Source organism: Bacillus sp. IT-79MI2, from assembly GCF_949768135.1.
GTDB lineage: Bacteria > Bacillota > Bacilli > Bacillales > Bacillaceae_G > Bacillus_A > Bacillus_A pseudomycoides.
In genome coordinates, this window is record NZ_CATKPV010000066.1 from 16,603 (window position 1) to 35,897 (window position 19,295).

Annotated in this window: 17 protein-coding genes and 2 tRNA genes; all 19 read left to right on the forward strand. The window is 36.1% G+C overall.

Annotated elements, in window-relative coordinates; all coding sequences use genetic code 11:
- Window positions 1-83: 83 nt before the first annotated feature.
- The 19 genes from spoVG to hpt all read left to right on the forward strand — a co-directional run bounded on the left by spoVG (window position 84) and on the right by hpt (window position 19,250).
- Window positions 84-377, forward strand: coding sequence for a septation regulator SpoVG (gene spoVG, locus ACM6HU_RS17285; protein ID WP_002174553.1), 294 nt, complete (start codon window positions 84-86; stop codon window positions 375-377).
- Between the two features lie 510 nt (window positions 378-887).
- Window positions 888-2,267 (forward strand): bifunctional UDP-N-acetylglucosamine diphosphorylase/glucosamine-1-phosphate N-acetyltransferase GlmU, encoded by a 1,380-nt coding sequence (gene glmU, locus ACM6HU_RS17290; protein WP_016116907.1) that lies wholly within the window; start codon window positions 888-890, stop codon window positions 2,265-2,267.
- An 18-nt stretch (window positions 2,268-2,285) separates the two neighbouring features.
- The gene (locus tag ACM6HU_RS17295) at window positions 2,286-3,239 is read left to right on the forward strand and encodes a ribose-phosphate diphosphokinase (protein WP_000107420.1); all 954 of its coding nucleotides are present in this window, start codon (window positions 2,286-2,288) and stop codon (window positions 3,237-3,239) included.
- Between the two features lie 72 nt (window positions 3,240-3,311).
- Window positions 3,312-3,872 (forward strand): aminoacyl-tRNA hydrolase, encoded by a 561-nt coding sequence (pth, locus tag ACM6HU_RS17300; RefSeq protein WP_016116908.1) that lies wholly within the window; start codon window positions 3,312-3,314, stop codon window positions 3,870-3,872.
- A 70-nt stretch (window positions 3,873-3,942) separates the two neighbouring features.
- Complete coding sequence (locus tag ACM6HU_RS17305) at window positions 3,943-4,167, forward strand: anti-sigma-F factor Fin family protein (RefSeq protein WP_016116909.1); 225 nt, start codon at window positions 3,943-3,945, stop codon at window positions 4,165-4,167.
- Between the two features lie 106 nt (window positions 4,168-4,273).
- Window positions 4,274-7,804, forward strand: a complete 3,531-nt coding sequence (gene mfd / locus ACM6HU_RS17310) for a transcription-repair coupling factor (protein WP_016116910.1) — start codon at window positions 4,274-4,276, stop codon at window positions 7,802-7,804.
- Window positions 7,805-7,939: 135 nt separating this feature from the next.
- Window positions 7,940-8,476, forward strand: coding sequence for a stage V sporulation protein T (gene spoVT, locus ACM6HU_RS17315; RefSeq protein ID WP_006093076.1), 537 nt, complete (start codon window positions 7,940-7,942; stop codon window positions 8,474-8,476).
- A 172-nt stretch (window positions 8,477-8,648) separates the two neighbouring features.
- A complete protein-coding gene (locus ACM6HU_RS17320) occupies window positions 8,649-10,250 on the forward strand; it encodes a polysaccharide biosynthesis protein (protein ID WP_016116911.1) in 1,602 nt (533 codons plus the stop codon).
- Window positions 10,251-10,262: 12 nt separating this feature from the next.
- Window positions 10,263-11,726, forward strand: a complete 1,464-nt coding sequence (gene mazG / locus ACM6HU_RS17325; protein WP_414848350.1) for a nucleoside triphosphate pyrophosphohydrolase — start codon at window positions 10,263-10,265, stop codon at window positions 11,724-11,726.
- A 12-nt stretch (window positions 11,727-11,738) separates the two neighbouring features.
- Window positions 11,739-12,014 (forward strand): RNA-binding S4 domain-containing protein, encoded by a 276-nt coding sequence (locus ACM6HU_RS17330; protein WP_003194249.1) that lies wholly within the window; start codon window positions 11,739-11,741, stop codon window positions 12,012-12,014.
- Between the two features lie 59 nt (window positions 12,015-12,073).
- Window positions 12,074-12,382, forward strand: coding sequence for a sporulation protein YabP (yabP, locus tag ACM6HU_RS17335; protein WP_003194251.1), 309 nt, complete (start codon window positions 12,074-12,076; stop codon window positions 12,380-12,382).
- Window positions 12,379-13,032 carry a spore cortex biosynthesis protein YabQ gene (gene yabQ / locus ACM6HU_RS17340; protein WP_016116913.1) on the forward strand — a complete coding sequence of 218 codons (654 nt, stop codon included), beginning with the start codon at window positions 12,379-12,381 and terminating at the stop codon, window positions 13,030-13,032. Before yabP ends, yabQ begins: the two co-directional genes overlap by 4 nt.
- On the forward strand, window positions 13,029-13,388 hold the full coding sequence (divIC, locus tag ACM6HU_RS17345) for a cell division protein DivIC (protein WP_016116914.1): 360 nt from the start codon (window positions 13,029-13,031) through the stop codon (window positions 13,386-13,388). The genes yabQ and divIC overlap by 4 nt, the downstream gene beginning before the upstream one ends.
- A gap of 87 nt (window positions 13,389-13,475) precedes the next feature.
- Window positions 13,476-13,991: a S1 domain-containing RNA-binding protein gene (locus ACM6HU_RS17350; RefSeq protein WP_016116915.1), complete on the forward strand. Its 516-nt coding sequence runs from the start codon at window positions 13,476-13,478 to the stop codon at window positions 13,989-13,991.
- A gap of 169 nt (window positions 13,992-14,160) precedes the next feature.
- Window positions 14,161-14,234, forward strand: a tRNA-Met gene (locus ACM6HU_RS17355).
- A gap of 13 nt (window positions 14,235-14,247) precedes the next feature.
- A tRNA-Glu gene (locus tag ACM6HU_RS17360) sits at window positions 14,248-14,319 on the forward strand.
- A 262-nt stretch (window positions 14,320-14,581) separates the two neighbouring features.
- Window positions 14,582-17,053, forward strand: coding sequence for a stage II sporulation protein E (gene spoIIE, locus ACM6HU_RS17365; RefSeq protein ID WP_016116916.1), 2,472 nt, complete (start codon window positions 14,582-14,584; stop codon window positions 17,051-17,053).
- A 227-nt stretch (window positions 17,054-17,280) separates the two neighbouring features.
- Window positions 17,281-18,711 carry a tRNA lysidine(34) synthetase TilS gene (tilS, locus tag ACM6HU_RS17370; RefSeq protein ID WP_016116917.1) on the forward strand — a complete coding sequence of 477 codons (1,431 nt, stop codon included), beginning with the start codon at window positions 17,281-17,283 and terminating at the stop codon, window positions 18,709-18,711.
- On the forward strand, window positions 18,708-19,250 hold the full coding sequence (gene hpt, locus ACM6HU_RS17375; protein ID WP_016116918.1) for a hypoxanthine phosphoribosyltransferase: 543 nt from the start codon (window positions 18,708-18,710) through the stop codon (window positions 19,248-19,250). Before tilS ends, hpt begins: the two co-directional genes overlap by 4 nt.
- The last annotated feature ends 45 nt before the right edge of the window (window positions 19,251-19,295 follow it).

Sequence of the window (19,295 nt, forward strand, 5' to 3'; positions counted from 1 at the left end):
TTTAAAAAATTAAAGGGAAAATAGAAAATTTGTGGAATTTATACAAATATATCGCTTATTTAGAAAAGGGTGGTGAACACAAGATGGAAGTGACTGACGTAAGATTACGCCGCGTAAACACAGAAGGCCGTATGAGAGCGATTGCCTCTATTACATTGGACCATGAGTTTGTTGTTCATGATATTCGTGTAATTGATGGCAATAATGGATTATTTGTAGCAATGCCAAGTAAACGTACTCCAGATGGGGAGTTCCGTGATATTGCGCATCCAATTAATTCTAACACACGCTCAAAAATTCAAGATGCGGTTTTAGCTGAGTATCACCGTTTAGGCGAGTTAGAAGAAGTTGAGTTTGAAGAAGCAGGAGCTTCGTAAAATTCGAATAAAAAGGGCTCTAATAAAGGAGCTCTATAATTTTGTAACAAACTCCTGTAAACACTTACAGGGGTTTGTTTTTTTATTTGTAAATCCATTTTGATTTATTGGCGCCTAAGTTCCGGGTATGAAAATAAAAGAAGATCGGAACTCGTTATCTCCTTTTGTCTTCCCTTGGCATGGAGGCAAAAAAGGCCCTGACCGCTTCTGTGCGAGGCGGGGCGCTCTCTCCCGCCTAAAAAGAACGGTTTTTTACTTATAAAGTGTTTATTTTGAATAAAATTTTCCGCTAATTAAAGCCTCACTTTATTGTCCTCGTTATATGTAAACTTCTAATTTCTTTAAAATCATTCGAAATAGTATATCTTATTTCCTAAAAAAAGATACTAAAGAATAAAACATCTTATAAGAAGTATGGTAAAATTTAATAGTTATGCCGTGTTTCTTGAAATATATAATGATTTAGGATAATATCTTTAATGGATAAATAGGTTGCGATGGAGGTTCTATATGTCAAACAGATTTGCAGTGATTTTAGCTGCAGGTAAAGGCACACGTATGAAGTCCAAGCTATACAAAGTGCTTCATCCTGTATGCGGAAAACCAATGGTACAGCATGTAGTTGATCAAGTATCTCAATTAGGATTGCAGAAACTTGTAACGGTAGTTGGACATGGTGCTGAAAAAGTACAAGAACAACTAGGGAACGTAAGTGAATTTGCATTGCAAGCAGAACAACTTGGTACAGCACATGCTGTTGATCAAGCTGCCGATGTACTTGCAAATGAAGAGGGAACAACTTTAGTTATTTGTGGTGATACACCCCTTATAACTGCAGGAACAATGGAAGCATTGTTAAAGCATCATGAAGAAGCAGGAGCGAAAGCGACGGTGTTAACAGCGTACATAGAAGAGCCTGCTGGATATGGCCGCATTGTTCGTAATGAAAGTGGTCATGTTGAAAAAATCGTTGAGCATAAAGATGCAAATGAAGTAGAGCGAGCTATTAAAGAAATTAATACAGGGACGTATTGTTTTGATAATAAGGCACTATTTGCTTCACTTTCTAAAGTTTCAAACGATAATGTTCAAGGTGAATATTACCTTCCAGATGTTATTGAGATTTTGAAAAGTGAAGGTCATATTGTATCAGCTTATCAAACAGAGCATTTCGATGAAACATTAGGTGTTAATGACAGAGTCGCTCTATCGCAAGCGGAAATTATTATGAAAAAGCGTATTAACCAAAAGAACATGGTAAATGGTGTTACAATTATTGATCCAAATAACACATACATTTCTGCTGATGCAATCATTGGTAATGATACAGTTCTTTATCCAGGAACAGTTATTGAAGGCAAAACTGTAATTGGTTCTGATTGTGAAATTGGTCCACATACAGTAGTACGTGATAGTGAAATTGGAGATTGTACGACAATTCGTCAATCTACTGTACATGACAGTAAGATTGGTATGGAAGTTTCAATCGGTCCATTTGCACATATCCGTCCAGATTCAGTTATTGGTGACGAAGTACGCGTTGGAAACTTCGTGGAAATCAAAAAGACTGTTTTTGGTAATAGAAGTAAAGCTTCACACTTAAGTTATATCGGGGATGCACAAGTTGGAGAAGACGTGAATCTTGGTTGTGGTTCAATTACGGTGAACTACGATGGCAAGAATAAATTTAAAACAGTTATTGGTAACGGCGTATTTATTGGTTGTAATTCAAACCTTGTTGCTCCTGTAACAGTTGAAGATGGTGCTTATGTTGCGGCAGGCTCTACAATTACAGAGAGTGTTCCATCAAAAGCATTATCAATTGCACGTGCACGTCAAGTTAACAAAGAAGACTATGTTGATCAATTGCTGAATAAGAAAAAATCATAATGTGGAGGGTTAATCTAGATGTCGACTCAATATCTAAATTCTAATTTGAAAGTATTCTCTTTAAACTCTAATAAGGAACTTGCTGAGCAAATTGCAAAGCATATTGGAGTAGGGTTAGGGAAATGTTCTGTTGACCGTTTTAGTGATGGAGAAGTTCAAATTAACATTGAAGAAAGTATTCGTGGTTGTGATGTATTCATTATTCAATCTACAAGCTTCCCAGTAAACGAACATATCATGGAATTACTTATTATGATTGATGCGTTAAAACGTGCATCTGCAAAAACAATTAATATCGTTATTCCTTATTATGGTTATGCGCGTCAAGACCGTAAAGCGCGTTCTCGTGAACCAATTACATCGAAACTTGTAGCAAACTTGCTTGAAACAGCAGGTGCAACTCGTGTAATCACTCTAGATTTACATGCTCCACAAATTCAAGGGTTCTTTGATATCCCAATCGACCACTTAATGGGTGTACCGATTCTTTCTGATTACTTTGAGACAAAAGGTCTTAAAGATATCGTAATCGTATCTCCTGACCACGGTGGTGTAACACGTGCAAGAAAAATGGCGGATCGCCTAAAAGCGCCAATCGCTATTATCGATAAACGCCGTCCACGTCCGAATGTATCGGAAGTAATGAACATTATTGGTAATATCGAAGGTAAGACAGCAATTTTAATTGATGACATCATTGATACAGCTGGTACAATTACATTAGCAGCAAACGCTCTTGTTGAGAACGGTGCTTCTGAAGTATATGCTTGCTGTACACACCCAGTTTTATCTGGCCCAGCAATTGAGCGTATCCAAAACTCAAATATTAAAGAGTTAGTTGTAACAAACTCTATCGTATTACCAGAAGAGAAGAAAATTGATAAAGTACATGAGCTTTCTGTTGCTCCATTAATCGGAGAAGCAATCATTCGTGTTTACGAAGAAGAATCTGTGAGTGTATTATTCAATTAATTGGATAGAATGAGACGTAACCAAATTTGGTTACGTCTTTTCGTATCGTAAAAAGAAAGTAGTGGTACAAGAATGAAATTAATAGTAGGACTTGGGAACCCAGGTAGAGAATATGAATTAACAAGGCATAATATCGGATTTATGGGAATTGATGAACTTGCGAAACGATGGGGAATTTCTTTAAATGAACAAAAGTTTAAAGGTATGTATGGTTCAGGATTTGTTAATGGCGAAAAAGTAATTTTATTAAAGCCACTTACGTATATGAATTTATCTGGAGAAAGTATCCGTCCGCTTATGGATTACTATAAAATTGATGTGGAAGATTTTGTTGTCATGTATGATGATTTGGATATTCCAGTAGGTAAATTGCGCCTTCGTATGAAAGGTAGTGCAGGCGGCCATAACGGTGTGAAATCGACAATTTCCCATTTAGGAACGCAAGAGTTTCAACGTATTCGTATGGGGATTGATCGCCCGAAAAATGGTATGAAAGTAGTGGATTATGTATTGGGGCGCTTCACAGCAGAAGAGCTGCCAGAAGTAAATCATTCCATTGAAAAGGCTGCGGCCGCATGTGAAGAGTGGTTAAAGAAACCATTTCTTCAAATTATGAATACTTTTAACGGTTAATGTTCTAATTTGGAATATTTTATGATGTTTTAATCCATACTAATAGTAATTGTACACTTAGGAGGATAGTATGGAAGGACATTATTACTGTAGACATTGTGGGTGTAACGTAGGTGCCATTACCGCAGAAAAGGTATACAGCAAAGTTTTATTTCAACTAACAGAGCAAGAACGATTGGATATGATTCATTTTCATGAAAATGGAAATATATATATAAAAACAATCTGTGAGTCGTGCCAAGAAACGCTCTCATCTTATCCGGAGTATTATGAGTATGAAAAATTTTTGCAATAAAATGTTGTCGCTTTGGCGTGTCCAAAGCATTTTTCTGTTTTCTTTTTCCAAAATATTTGCATAAAAATATATTAACTTGCTCTTTATGTTGAGAGGGGTTTTGAAAATGATAGGGTTATTAGAGCAATTTTATAAAAATAAAGAAATACAATCCATTATTAATGGACTAGAAGAAGGATTGAAAGAGCAGCTTGTATCAGGTATGGCAACTTCTTCTCGTTCTTTATTAATGGCTGCTTTATATAAAAAAACAAAGCAGTCGCAACTTGTTGTTACACACAACTTATTTCAAGCGCAAAAAGTATATGAGGATTTAGTATCACTACTTGGTGAGCAGGATGTATGGTTATATCCGGTTAATGAATTAATTGCGTCAGAAATAGGGGTTGCAAGCCCAGAACTGAAAGCGCAGCGTATTGAAGTATTAAATCGTTTAGCGATGGGCGAGCGGGGCATTATTGTTGTTCCAGTTGCTGGATTACGTAGATTTTTACCAATAAAAGAATTATGGAAGCAAAAGCAAATCGAAATTAGTCTAGGGCAAGAGATTGATTTAGATGTATTGCTTCATACATTGCATCATATTGGATATGAACGTAAGTCAATGGTAGAAGCACCTGGAGAATTTAGTTTGCGCGGGGGTATACTGGATATTTATCCGTTAACTGAAGAATTACCGTTTCGTATAGAGTTCTTTGATACGGAAGTAGATTCTATCCGCTCATTTGATGTAGAAGAACAACGCTCTCAAGATAAAAGAGAAAGCGTGAAATTCGGTCCTGCGACAGAATTTTTATTTTCAAAAGATGAACTGAAATTAGGGGTAGAGCGTCTTGAGGAAGGTTTAATGAAGACGATGCAGAAGCTCTCTGATGATAAAATCAAGACAGCAGTACTTGAAACAGTTAGTCACGAGATAGAAATATTGAAAAACGGACAGACTATAGAGCAAATGTTTAAATATTTATCTATTTTTTACAAAGAACATGCTAGTCTAATAGACTATTTACCTGAGAATGGTGTCGTTATCTTAGATGAAATTTCGCGTATTCAAGAAACGGCATCACATCTTGAGACAGAAGAAGCGGAATGGTATACATCGCTTCTAAGTGAAGGGGCAATTCTTCAAGATTTGGTGTTCTCACACCAATTTGAAGAATTTCTACACCATAAAAAGAGAAGCTTTGTATATTTAACATTATTTTTACGCCATATTGCACATACGCACCCGCAAAATATTGTTAATGTAACGTGTAAAACAATGCAGGACTTTCATGGGCAAATGCAATTGTTAAAAACAGAAATTGATAGATGGACTGAAGGGGATTTCACGACTGTTGTATTGGGAACAGATGAAGAACGCGCAAAAAAATTACAATATATTTTAAGTGATTATGATATTGAAGCAGACATTATAGAATCTACAGATATATTGCTTCCTGGTCGCCTTCAAATTGCTGTAGGTGATTTACATGCAGGATTTGAAATGCCGATGCAAAAGCTTGTTGTGATTACAGAAAAAGAGCTGTTCCATAAAAAAGTAAAAAAATCACAACGTAAGCAAAAACTATCGAATGCAGAGCGTATTAAAAGTTATTCAGAGTTAAAGGTTGGCGACTACGTTGTTCATGTAAATCATGGTATCGGTAAATTTTTAGGAATTGAAACGTTAGAAATTAATGGTGTCCATAAAGATTATTTGAACATTAAATATCAAGGTAATGATAAGTTATATGTGCCAATCGAACAAATTGATCAAGTACAAAAGTATGTAGGATCAGAAGGTAAGAATCCGAAAGTTTACAAACTAGGCGGAAACGATTGGAAAAAGGTCAAAACGAAGGTAGAAAAATCTGTACAAGATATTGCAGATGACTTAATTAAATTGTATGCAGAGCGTGAGGCTTCAAAGGGATATGCGTATACGCCGGACACTGCAGAGCAGCAGGAATTTGAATCATCTTTCCCGTACCAGGAGACAGAAGATCAGTTGCGTTCTATTGAAGAAATTAAGAAAGATATGGAACGTGGGCGTCCGATGGATCGACTTCTATGTGGTGATGTTGGATATGGTAAAACGGAAGTTGCAATTCGTGCAGCGTTTAAAGCAATTATGGATGAAAAGCAAGTTGCAATTTTAGTACCGACAACGATTCTTGCACAACAACACTATGAAACGATTCGAGAACGTTTTCAAGACTACCCAATTAATATTGGATTGTTAAGTAGATTCCGTACTAGAAAACAACAAAATGAAACAATTAAAGGTTTAAAAGATGGGACAGTTGATATTGTTATTGGAACACATCGCATTTTATCTAAAGATGTAACCTATAAAGATTTAGGCTTACTAATTATCGATGAAGAACAAAGATTTGGTGTTACGCATAAAGAAAAGATTAAACAATTGAAAGCGAATGTTGATGTATTAACATTGACGGCAACGCCAATTCCGCGTACGCTCCATATGTCTATGCTCGGTGTACGAGATTTATCTGTTATTGAGACGCCGCCAGAAAATCGTTTCCCGGTACAAACATATGTGGTTGAGTATAATCCAGGGTTAATTCGAGAGGCGATAGAACGGGAACTTGCAAGGGGCGGTCAAATTTATTTCTTGTATAACCGTGTTGAAGATATTGAAAGAAAAGCAGATGAAATCTCTATGTTAGTCCCAGAGGCGCGTGTGACGTATGCTCATGGGAAAATGAACGAAGGTGAACTAGAGTCTGTCATGCTATCATTTTTAGATGGACAGCATGATGTTCTTGTAAGTACAACGATTATTGAAACAGGTGTTGATATTCCTAATGTAAATACATTAATTGTATTTGATGCCGATCGTATGGGATTATCACAGCTTTATCAGCTTCGTGGGCGCGTTGGTCGTTCAAACCGTGTTGCTTATGCATACTTTGCATATAAGCGTGATAAAGTGTTATCAGAAGTCGCTGAGAAGCGTTTACAAGCAATTAAAGAATTCACAGAACTTGGATCAGGATTTAAAATTGCAATGCGAGATTTATCCATTCGTGGTGCTGGTAACTTGTTAGGGGCTGAGCAGCATGGATTCATCGATTCTGTCGGATTTGATCTATATTCTCAAATGTTAAAAGATGCGATTGAACAGCGTAAAGGAACACAAGGAATTGAAAATACGGTTGATGTTGAAATTGATTTAGAAGTCGATGCTTACTTGCCAGACGCTTATATTTCAGATAGTAAACAAAAAATTATGATGTACAAACAATTTAGAGGTGTCTCTGCGATTGAAGATATTGAGGAATTACAAGAAGAAATGATTGATCGTTTTGGAGACTATCCGCAAGAAGTTGGATATTTATTACAAATTGCAAATATTAAAGTATTAGCAACGAAAGAACAGATTGAGCTAATTAAACAAACAAAATTTGAAGTGACGTTTTTATTCTCAGAGCAATCAAGCCAAAATATTGATGGTGGAAAATTATTTATGCTTGGTAATAGTTTTGGTCGTATGATTGGTCTTGGTATGGAAGGTTCTCGTTTGAAAATTGTTATGAAAACGAATGGATTAGAGACATCAAAATGGTTAACAATCGCCGAAAATTTATTAAAAGGTTTGTCTGACGTGAAAAAAGAAGTAATAAATGCCTAAAACAAAATAAAAAATGTAATTCGACGTGCATAGAAGAACTAATGTGTAAAATACTATGTCTAACAGTTGGTGATTTTTACATGAACAGGTAAATTCACCACTTTCATCATCAGTAGAAAGTGAGGCAGCATTAGAATGAAAGCAACTGGAATCGTACGTCGAATTGATGATTTAGGTAGGGTAGTAATTCCGAAAGAAATTCGTAGAACCCTTCGTATCCGAGAAGGAGATCCGCTAGAAATTTTTGTGGATCGCGATGGAGAAGTGATTTTGAAAAAATATTCTCCAATTAGTGAATTAGGTGATTTTGCAAAAGAATATGCAGAAGCTTTATACGATAGTTTAGGACATAACGTACTCGTATGTGATCGCGATTCCATTATCGCCGTAGCGGGGGTATCTAAGAAAGAATACTTAAATAAAAGTGTTGGCGATTTAATCGAAAAAACGATGGAAGATCGAAAATCTGTTGTTATGACAGATGAAAGTGAAATTTCGATTATCGATGGTGTAACCGAAAAGGTTAGCTCTTATACGGTTGGACCAATCGTTGCAAATGGAGATCCGATTGGAGCTGTTATCATCTTTTCAAAAGAAGCAATTATAAGTGAGGTAGAGCATAAGGCAGTAAATACTGCTGCAAGTTTTTTAGCAAAACAAATGGAACAGTAATTCTTCTTAATCATAATATTTCTTTATAAAAGGTTTTTTTCGGAAAGTAGGATTGTATTTCATTTAAAGGTAGCGTCTTGCTACCTTTTTTATTGTATAAATCTAAAAGGAATCCTGTTTTTTCTTTGTGATATAATACGAGGGATGAGAATAGGAAAAGGAGTTTTCTCGTATGGAAGCGAAGAAGTATCAAGCTTTTTGGCGCGGGGCTATTATATTAACGATTGCAAGTTTTGTTACGAAAGTATTAAGCGCTTTTTACCGTATTCCATATCAAAATATAGCGGGAGATGTTGGTTTTTATATTTATCAACAAATTTATCCATTTTATGGATTTTGTTTAATTTTAGCTACTTATGGTTTTCCCATCATTATTTCTAAGATGGTAGCAGAGCGTTTAGAACAAGGGAAGCAGGAAGAGGCAGAGGGAATTATTTGTGTTTCTTTTTGGTTTTTATTAGGAATCGGTTGTATAGGTTTCTTTACGTTGTTTTTGGGAGCGCACACGATTGCATCAGTCATGGGCGATGCAAATTTAGATAAACTGCTAAGAGTTATTTCATTTTCATTCTTGTTAATGCCCTTTTTATCTGTTGCACGAGGGCACTTTCAAGGGTTTAACAATATGATACCGACAGCTATATCGCAAGTGATTGAACAAACGGTTCGTGTGTCAATTATTGTGTTCTTATCGTTGTTCCTCATCGCACATGAATTTGATTTATATACAGTTGGAGCAGGAGCGATGTTGGGGTCGATTGCAGGCGGGTTTATTGGAATACTCGTACTTTTATTTTATATGCGGCATAATTTTCGCTCTATTTTCTTACAAGGATGGAAGAGGATACACAATAAAAAGAAAATCATTCGAATCCTTTTTTGGCAAGGAATGGCTATTTGTGTTAGTAATTTAGTGTTAATTTTTATACAAATGGCAGATTCCGTTTCGTTTTACACATTGCTTATTCAGGCAGGAGAACCGGCGGAAATTGCAAAAGTATTAAAGGGTGTTTATGACAGAAGTATCCCGCTTATGCAGCTTGGTACAGTTGTGACGACTTCATTTTCACTTTCGCTTATTCCAATTATTACTTCAGCAAAAGAACGAGGAGATCGTCTGTTTATTCAACAAAAGGTGCAGTTAGCGATGAAGATAACTTTTGTGATTGGAGTTGCGGCTGCATTAGGATTAGCGTGTATCATTAAGCCGACAAATATTATGTTGTTTGAAAATAGTGAGGGCTCAGGTGTGTTAGCTATTTTAGCTGTTTCTATTTTATTTAGTTCCTTATCCATTACAACGGCTTCTATTTTGCAAGGGCTTGGTCAAACTGTAAAGCCGGCACTGTTTGTTATATTTGGAGGGTGTCTAAAATTATTGCTCAATTATATGTTAATGCCGCAATTTGGTGTAACTGGGGCGGCAGTCGCAACGTTAATTTCGCTCATGGTTATCGCTTTGTTAAATAGTGCTTTCCTTATTCGAATTGTAGAAGAACCACTCATTCATAAACAAGGCATATTTGGAGTAACGATCAGCGGATTAGGAATGGTCGTTATATTAATGTTATTTATGCGTATTTATGAAGGGTTGGGACTAGGAAGTGATGAAGGGTATAGAGGATTAGCTGTAATTGAAGCGTTGCTAGGCGTAGCGATTGGCGGATTGGTATATCTGTTTTTAATTACGAAGTTAAGTGTTTTTACAAAAAAAGAATTAGGGACTGTTATGAAGCAAGAGAAGGTAGAAGCTTCATTGAAGAAGAGTGGATAGAGGTGAATGGTTGTGAGTAGAGTAATCACGATTTTAGGATTAGGTGCTGGTGAATTAGATCAGCTGACAATGGGTGTATATCGAAAAATAAAAGAAGCAGATCATATGTATGTGCGTACGAAAGAGCATCCTGTTATTGAAGAGTTAGAAAAGGAAGGTATAAAGTACACGGCTTTTGATGATGTATATGAGTCGCACGATACATTTGAAATCGTGTATGAAACAATTGCGAATACGTTAATAGAACAAGCGCAAGGTGCGGATATTATATATGCTGTACCAGGTCATCCACTTGTTGCGGAACGAACTGTTCAATTACTCTTGCAAAAAGGGGAAACGAAGCAGATTGAGGTGCGAATTGAAGGTGGACAAAGCTTTTTGGATCCGATGTTTGCTAGTTTAAAAATAGATCCAATTGAAGGATTCCAACTTATTGATGCAACTTCATTTGAAAGAGGTCAATTAGAATTACGTCAACACTTAATTTTTTGCCAAGTATATGATGCGTTTGTTGCATCTGAGGTTAAGTTGACATTAATGGAAATGTTGCCTGATGAGTATGAAGTATATATTGTAACAGCCGCAGGAACATCTTTTGAGCAAGTGAAAAAAGTGCCGCTCTATATGTTGGATCATGAAACAGAGTTGAACAATCTAACGAGCGTATATGTACCGCCTGTTACTGAGCGAGCTTCTTTATATCAACAATTTGATGTGCTCCGAGAAATTATTGCTGAGCTTCGTGGACCAAATGGCTGCCCATGGGATAAAAAGCAAACACATCAGTCTTTAAAGAAATATTTAATTGAAGAGACATATGAAGTGTTAGAGGCAATTGATGAAGAAGATGATGACCACTTGATTGAAGAACTTGGTGATGTGTTATTACAAGTTATGCTTCATGCTCAAATTGGAGAAGATGAGGGCTGGTTCTCTGTTGAGGATATCATCCGAACGCTATCTGAAAAAATGGTACGTCGTCATCCACATGTGTTTGGAGATATAGATGTAGAGAATGCGGAAGAAGTTGTTTTAAACTGGGAAGAAATTAAAAAACAAGAAAAAGGGCATGTAAGGGAGTCTGCTTTAACGGGAATTCCAAAAAGTTTACCACAATTAATGCGTGCGTATGAAATCCAGAAAAAAGCAGGAAAAGTTGGTTTTGATTGGGATGATGTACAGCCAATGATGGATAAAGCTTTTGAAGAATTGAAAGAGTTTGAGCAGGAAGTTGCAAAGATGGATAAAGAAAAAATGTTAGGTGAATTTGGGGATTTACTATTCGCCTTTGTTAATATTGCTCGCTACTATAAATTGGATCCAGAAGAGGCACTTCGTACCACAAATGAGAAATTCATGCGCCGATTTATATACATGGAAGCCAAAGTAGCTGAAATGAATAAGGAAATGCAGGAGTTAACGTTAGGGCAAATGGATGCTTTATGGGAAGAAGCGAAGCAGATAGAGAATCAATAGGGGGGAAATGAGATGCGCTTAGATAAATTTTTGAAAGTATCGCGTCTAATTAAAAGGAGAACATTAGCAAAGGAAGTAGCTGATCAAGGAAGAATTGCGATTAATGGGCAAGCTGCAAAGGCGAGCTCTGTTGTGAAAGTAGAAGATGAACTAACAATTCGTTTTGGACAAAAAGTAGTAACTGTAAAAGTAAATGAATTAAAAGAAACAACGAAAAAAGAAGATGCAGCTAACATGTATACGGTAGTTCGTGAAGAGAAAGTGAAAGCAGAAGAAGGCTTGTTCTAAATTATTTTCTCTCCTCATACATTATTTACTAGATAGTATAAAGCTATGGGGGGATTGACGTGAATAAGGGCTACTCAGTTGCGTCTTCTAATCAACAGAATGTTTCTGTAGAGCATGATATTATTATGCGTGGTAGACGTGTAATAGATATTACTGGCGTAAAGCAAGTAGAGAGTTTTGATAGTGAAGAGTTTTTATTAGAAACTGTAATGGGTTTTTTAACAATTCGCGGTCAAAACTTACAGATGAAAAATTTAGATGTAGAAAAAGGTATTGTATCCATTAAAGGGAAAATTCATGAGATGTTGTACATTGATGAAAATCAAGGGGAGAAAGCTAAAGGATTCTTTAGTAAGTTGTTTAAATGAGTTTAACGATTCAACTGTATACAATGCTTTCTATGATTGGAATGGGTGCTTGGATTGGAGCGGCGTTAGATACATACCAACGCTTTTTACAGCGACCGCGGCGTAAGCGTTGGATTGTATTTATATATGATATACTGTTTTGGATTGTCCAAGCACTGTTTGTCTTTTATGTATTGCTGCTTGTAAATGAAGCTGAATTACGTATATATGTTTTTGTAGCTTTGCTTTGTGGTTTTGCTGCATATCAAAGCTTATTGAAAGCAGTGTATATGCGAGTATTGAATTTTCTCATTTATATTTTTGTACAAACGATACAATTTTTTATCCAAATTGTACAGCTACTTATGATAAAACCTGTTATTATTATAGCGCAGCTTATTATTGCTTTTATTTTATTTTTATTTCGTATATTATTTTCAATTGGGCATGTGTTGTGGAAATGTACCGTATGGATATTACTTTTTGTATGGAAAATTTTTTTCTGGCCTGTTCGATTTCTTACTTTGCTCATATGGAAACTTCTCCCTAACCGTGTTAAACTTTTTATAAAGAGATATGTAGGATTACTGCAACATACAAGGAAATTGAAGAAATATACCTTTCAAATTTGGGAGCGTATAAAAAAGAAGTTAGGGGGACCTCGGAAATGAGGGAACTGAGGCAAAGATTGATTGAAGAGCAGAATCCAAATTCTGTCAGAGAACATATAATACAAACAAATGAAAACAGGAGGCGATTATATCGCCGTTTAGCAGTTTTTCTTGTCTTTGCTTTTACAATTATTGCGAGCATTAGTGTAACGTTTTATCAACAAAATAGTTCCGTTAAAGCAAAAGAAGTAAAGGTTGAAGAGATGAAAAAAGAATTGGGTTCATTAACAAAGAAAGAAAAAAAATTACAAGATGATGTTCAAAAGTTGAATGATGAAGAGTATGTTTTAAAGATTGCTAGGAGGGATTATTTCTTCTCTGGAAAAGGGGAGATAATTTTTCCTGTTTCTAAGTAGGTCGTGTCTTATTGACACTATATTTTAGGATTATATATAATAAAGTAAAATTTGACTTTTTAACCACTAAGGAGGAGCATTTTTTTTATGTCAATCGAGATAGGCAGCAAGTTACAAGGTAAAGTAACAGGTATTACAAATTTTGGGGCTTTTGTGGAGCTGCCAGAAGGCTTAACGGGTCTTGTTCATATTAGTGAAGTTGCTGATAATTATGTGAAGGATATTAATGATCACTTAAAAGTAGGCGACCAAGTAGAAGTAAAAGTTATTAATGTTGAAAAAGATGGAAAAATTGGTCTATCTATTAAAAAAGCGAAAGAGCGTGTAAGGCCAGAAGGAGATCGTCCACGCGGTGAGTATCAACGTGGTGGAGAGCAACGTGGTGGAGAGCAACGTGGTGGTGATCAACAACGTTCTGGACGTCCACAACGCAATCGTTCTTTTAACAGAGATAACCGTGGTGGCCGTGATAATGGTGGCAATCAAAAGGAAACGTTTGAGCAAAAGATGGCACGCTTTTTAAAAGACAGTGAAGATCGTCTAACTTCTTTAAAGCGTAATACAGAATCTAAACGTGGTGGCCGTGGCGCTCGTCGCGGATAAAACGAACGTTTTATTCTTAACATATAGAGAGGTGCCCGGAGTAAGTCACTCGGGGTGCTTTTTTATGTAAATGAGTATATTAAAAAAAGAATAAAAAACTTTTTGAAACATGTTGACTTTAAAGTGAATTTGATATAAGATACTAATTGTCCGTTAAATAAGACGACATGGCGGTGTAGCTCAGCTGGCTAGAGCGTACGGTTCATACCCGTGAGGTCGGGGGTTCGATCCCCTCCGCCGCTATATTTATTTTAACGGCCCGTTGGTCAAGTGGTTAAGACACCGCCCTTTCACGGCGGTAACACGGGTTCGAATCCCGTACGGGTCATCTAAAAAAGATCATGCAGATAGCATGATCTTTTTTTTATTAAGAAATTGTAAATAATTGCAAAGCTTCTACAAAAACACCCTATATTTTTTGAATTTTCCGTTCTTTTAAGGTGCTTATTTTTAACAACTTGTATATATATAGGTTTATTTCGAATAAAAAGTCGAACGATTATGTAAGTGTGAACTGTTGTTTTGACAAAAATCCCAATAATCATCTTTTATAATAACAGTAATTAAACTATGCAGGTGGTGTTAAAAATATGCCAAAAGCAGGAAGGAATACTGTGAACACAAGTACACTGGCTATGAATGATGGGCAACTCAGATCAATAACATGGACAAGCAAGTTGAAAGTGAAGTTGGAGCAAGTTTTCTTTAGATGGGGATTTGTTATTGCTGTAATCGGTTTTCTTTTAGGACGAGCATATATATTAACGAACATTTTACCGTTTGCACTACCGTTTTTTGCTGCTGTTTATGTAATGAAACGTGATAAGATGGCACTCGCATTTCTTGCTCTTATGGGTGGTGCGCTTTCCGTTTCACTAGATAATTTACTTTTTGCCTTTGCATCTATTTTTACTTTCTTCATTTACAATATCTTCTTTAGTCGATTTACACGTAAAATTGTTGGACTTGTACCATTTCAAGTATTTATCTCCGCATTAACCGCACATCTCGCTGTTGTTTACTTCGCGCAGCAAACCGTCACTATGTATGATTTACTCGTAAGTACTATTGAAGCAGGGCTTAGTTTTGTTTTAACAATGATTTTTCTACAAAGTGTACCGTTATTGACAGAAAGAAAGGGAAAGCAACAAGCGTTAGAAACGGAAGAAATTGTTTGTTTAATTATATTACTTGCATCTGTGTTAACGGGTACAACAGATTGGTTTATTTACGACGCTTCAGTTCAACATATTTTCACGAGATATTTAGTGTTATTATTTGCTTTTGTTGCAGGGGCAGCTACTGGCTCAACAGTAGGGGTTGTTACAGGATTGATATTGAGTTTAGCGAATATAGGTAGCTTATCTCAACTTAGTCTATTGGCTTTTTCGGGGTTACTTGGTGGATTATTAAAAGAAGGGAAGCGTTTGGGCGTTAGTTTAGGGTTGCTAATTGGTACAGGTCTAATTACATTATACGTCGACAAGCAAGTAAATATTATAACAACTTTAATAGAATCTGGAGTGGCGATAGGATTCTTTTTACTAACACCACAGGCAATTATCGATCGGCTTGCTAAATTTATGCCAGGAACACAAGAACATTCTCAGGATCAACAACAATATTTACGAAGAATGCGTGATGTGACAGCTAATAAAATTAATCAATTTGCAAATGTATTCTCTGCATTATCTAATAGCTTTTCGGTATATGGATATGTGGAGGAAGAGGATGAGGAAACAGAAGCTGATTTATTTTTAAGTACAATTACAGCAAAGACGTGTCAATCATGTTTTAAAAAGGATCAATGCTGGGTAGTGAATTTTGATAAAACATATGATTATATGAAACAAATTATGAATGAAACAGAAGAAGGGACGCTTCAGCATAACCGTAAGTTGGTTCGTGAATGGGAAAAGCACTGCGTAAGAGGAAAAAAGGTAACAGATTTAATGGCAGGAGAATTAGGTCATTTCTATGAGGGGCAAAAGTTACGAAAACAAATGAAAGAGAATCGTAGAATTGTTGCAGAACAATTATTAGGTGTTTCAAAAGTAATGGAAGATTTTGCGAAAGAAATTCAGCGTGAACGGGAAAATCATCAGGTACAGGAAGAACAAATTTTACAAGCGTTTCGTGACTTTGGTGTCGGGGTGGAACATGTTGATATCTATTGTTTAGATAGAGGGAATATTGATATTGAAATGATGATTCCGGCAGCATCTAATCAACATGGGGAATGTGACAAATTAGTTGCGCCGATGCTTTCGGATATTTTAAAAGAAAATATTATTGTTAAACATGAAGAACCTTCTGCTTATCCAAATGGTCATAGCATGATATCTTTTGGATCAGCGAAAACATTTTCTCTTGATACAGGGCTTGCTACAGCGGCAAAAGGAGGCGGATTTGTATCAGGAGATTCGTATGCGATGATGGATTTAAGTGTTGGGAAATATGCCCTTGCCATTAGTGACGGAATGGGCAATGGACAAAGGGCACATATGGAAAGTAAGGAAACGGTAAAATTGTTACAAAAAATATTGCAATCCGGTATTGATGAAGAAATTGCTATTAAGTCTATTAATTCAATTCTTTCATTGAGGACGACAGAAGAAATGTTTACGACGCTTGATTTAGCTATGGTAGATTTACGTGATGCAAGCGCTAAGTTTTTAAAAATTGGTTCAACCCCAAGTTTTGTAAAACGTGGAAATAACGTTTTACAAATAGAAGCAAGCAACTTGCCAATGGGAATCATTGAGGATGTTGAGGTGGATGTTGTTGGTGAACAATTAAAAACAGAGGACATTCTAATTATGATGAGTGATGGGATTTTTGAAGGGGCGCAACATGTGGAAAACCATGAATTGTGGATGAAGCGTAAAATTAAAGAATTACAAACCGATGATCCACAAGAAATTGCCGATATTATTATGGAAGAGGTCATTCGATCTAGTGATGGATATATCAATGATGATATGACGATTGTCGTTGCGAAGGTAAAGAAGAATATGCCAAAGTGGGCTACGATTCCAATTATGGGTAAACAAGCGCAATAGGGGAGCGGAAATCTCTTCAGTTTGGTTATGAGGTCTAGGTTGATACCTAGGCCTTTTTTTATAGGAGAAAGTAGCTTTATTATTTCTATGAAGATAGGGAAGGGATGTAAGATAAAAAAGTGAATTTTGTACATCTTTTTTTTGCACAAAGTTTGTAAAAGTTGTACCATTATAAGTAAGGTAAAAAGTATGTTATTGTTTGGCTTTAACGAAAGGTGATTGCGGAGTTGAGAGATACATTTGTTGAAAAAGTAGATGAGTTTGCAAAGCAGCATGATGTATTAGAGGAACATTCGACAATTGTTGTAGGAGTTTCTGGAGGCCCTGATTCTTTAGCTCTTTTATATTATTTATTAGAGAAAAGGGAAGAGAAGAAATTGAAGATTGTAGTCGCGCATGTGGATCACATGTTTAGAGGAGATGAATCCTATGAAGACTTACAATTTGTAGAAAATCTTTGCCGGAAGATTGGGGTTATTTGCGAAACGATAAGAATTAATGTATCGCAATATCAACAGCAATATGGAATGAATGCACAGGTGGCTGCTAGGGAATGCCGATATGCATTTTTGGAAAGAATAATGAAGAAATATGATGCACGATATGTAGCTCTTGGGCATCATGGAGATGATCAGATGGAGACGATTTTAATGCGTCTCGTCCGCGGGAGTACTCCGAAGGGTTATGCTGGAATTGCCGTGAAACGCCCTTTCCATGGTGGATATGTAATTAGGCCTTTGTTAGCGGTAACAAAGGAAGAGATTAATGCTTATTGTAAAAGGTTAGGGGTTACACCACGTATGGATCCAAGTAACGAAAAGGAAGTATATACGAGGAATCGATTACGTAAGTATGTTCTACCTTATTTAAAAGAGGAAAATCCGCATGTGCATGAGCGATTTCAAAATTTTAGTATGCTTATGCAAGAGGATGAGGTGTATTTGCAGGAATTAGCTTTTGAAAAGATGAATAAAGTAATTACAAAAAAAAGTGATAAACACATTGTCTTATCAATTCCTGCCTTTGAATCCATGTCTATGCCTTTACAAAGGAGAGGGATTCAACTAATATTAAACTATCTTTATGAATACAAGATTCCGTCTTCGCTTTCTTCTATACATATTGACAAAGTTATTGCATTTTTTAAGCGGACACACCCTTCAGGCTCACTTGATTTTCCTGGTGGCCTAAAAATTGTTCGTACATATGAAGAATGTAGTTTCCGATTTAAGCAAGAAATTGTTTTTCCTTTTTCACAAGTTTTATCAGTACCGGGTGCTGTTACCTTAGCAAACGGTGATGAACTTGTAGCAGAAGTAAATGAGGAATTACCAAGTAACATGAATGAAACAGTATTTGTTGCTAAGTATAATGATATATCATATCCTCTTCTTATTCGCTCTAGAGAAAACGGAGATCGCATGTCAATAAAAGGTATGAGTGGTACAAAAAAGATAAAAGCTATTTTTATTGAGGAAAAAGTACCAAAAGAAAAGAGAGAAGAGTGGCCGATTGTTTGTGATGCAAGCGGGAACATTATTTGGGTTCCGTTGTTGAAACAATCTGCATTTGCTATTTCACACGGAACAGCAGATAAGGATAAATATATGATTATTCACTACAAAAGCAAGGAGTCTTCCAGGAGGATAATGAAATGATGAATCAAGATATCGAAAAAGTATTAATTTCCGAAGAACAAATACAAGAAAAGGTGCATGAGCTAGGTGCAATTATTGCAGAGGATTACAAAAATACAGTACCTCTTGCAATCGGTGTATTAAAGGGTGCAATGCCATTTATGGCAGATTTATTGAAAAGAACAGATACATATCTTGAAATGGATTTTATGGCTGTTTCTAGCTACGGTCATTCTACAGTTTCAACAGGTGAAGTGAAAATTTTAAAAGACCTTGATACTTCTGTAGAAGGTCGCGATATTTTAATCGTTGAAGATATTATTGATAGCGGCCTTACATTAAGTTACTTAGTGGACCTATTCAAATATCGTAAGGCGAAATCTGTAAAGATTGTTACGCTACTAGATAAGCCAACTGGTCGCAAAGTCGACCTGCGAGCGGATTATGTTGGATTTACTGTTCCTCATGAATTTGTTGTAGGATATGGCTTAGATTATAAGGAGCAATATCGTAATCTTCCTTATGTTGGAGTATTGAAACCAAGCGTTTACTCAAATTAATTAAATACAGGCGTTAAAATTGGATAGGAAAGTTTTTCTATGTTA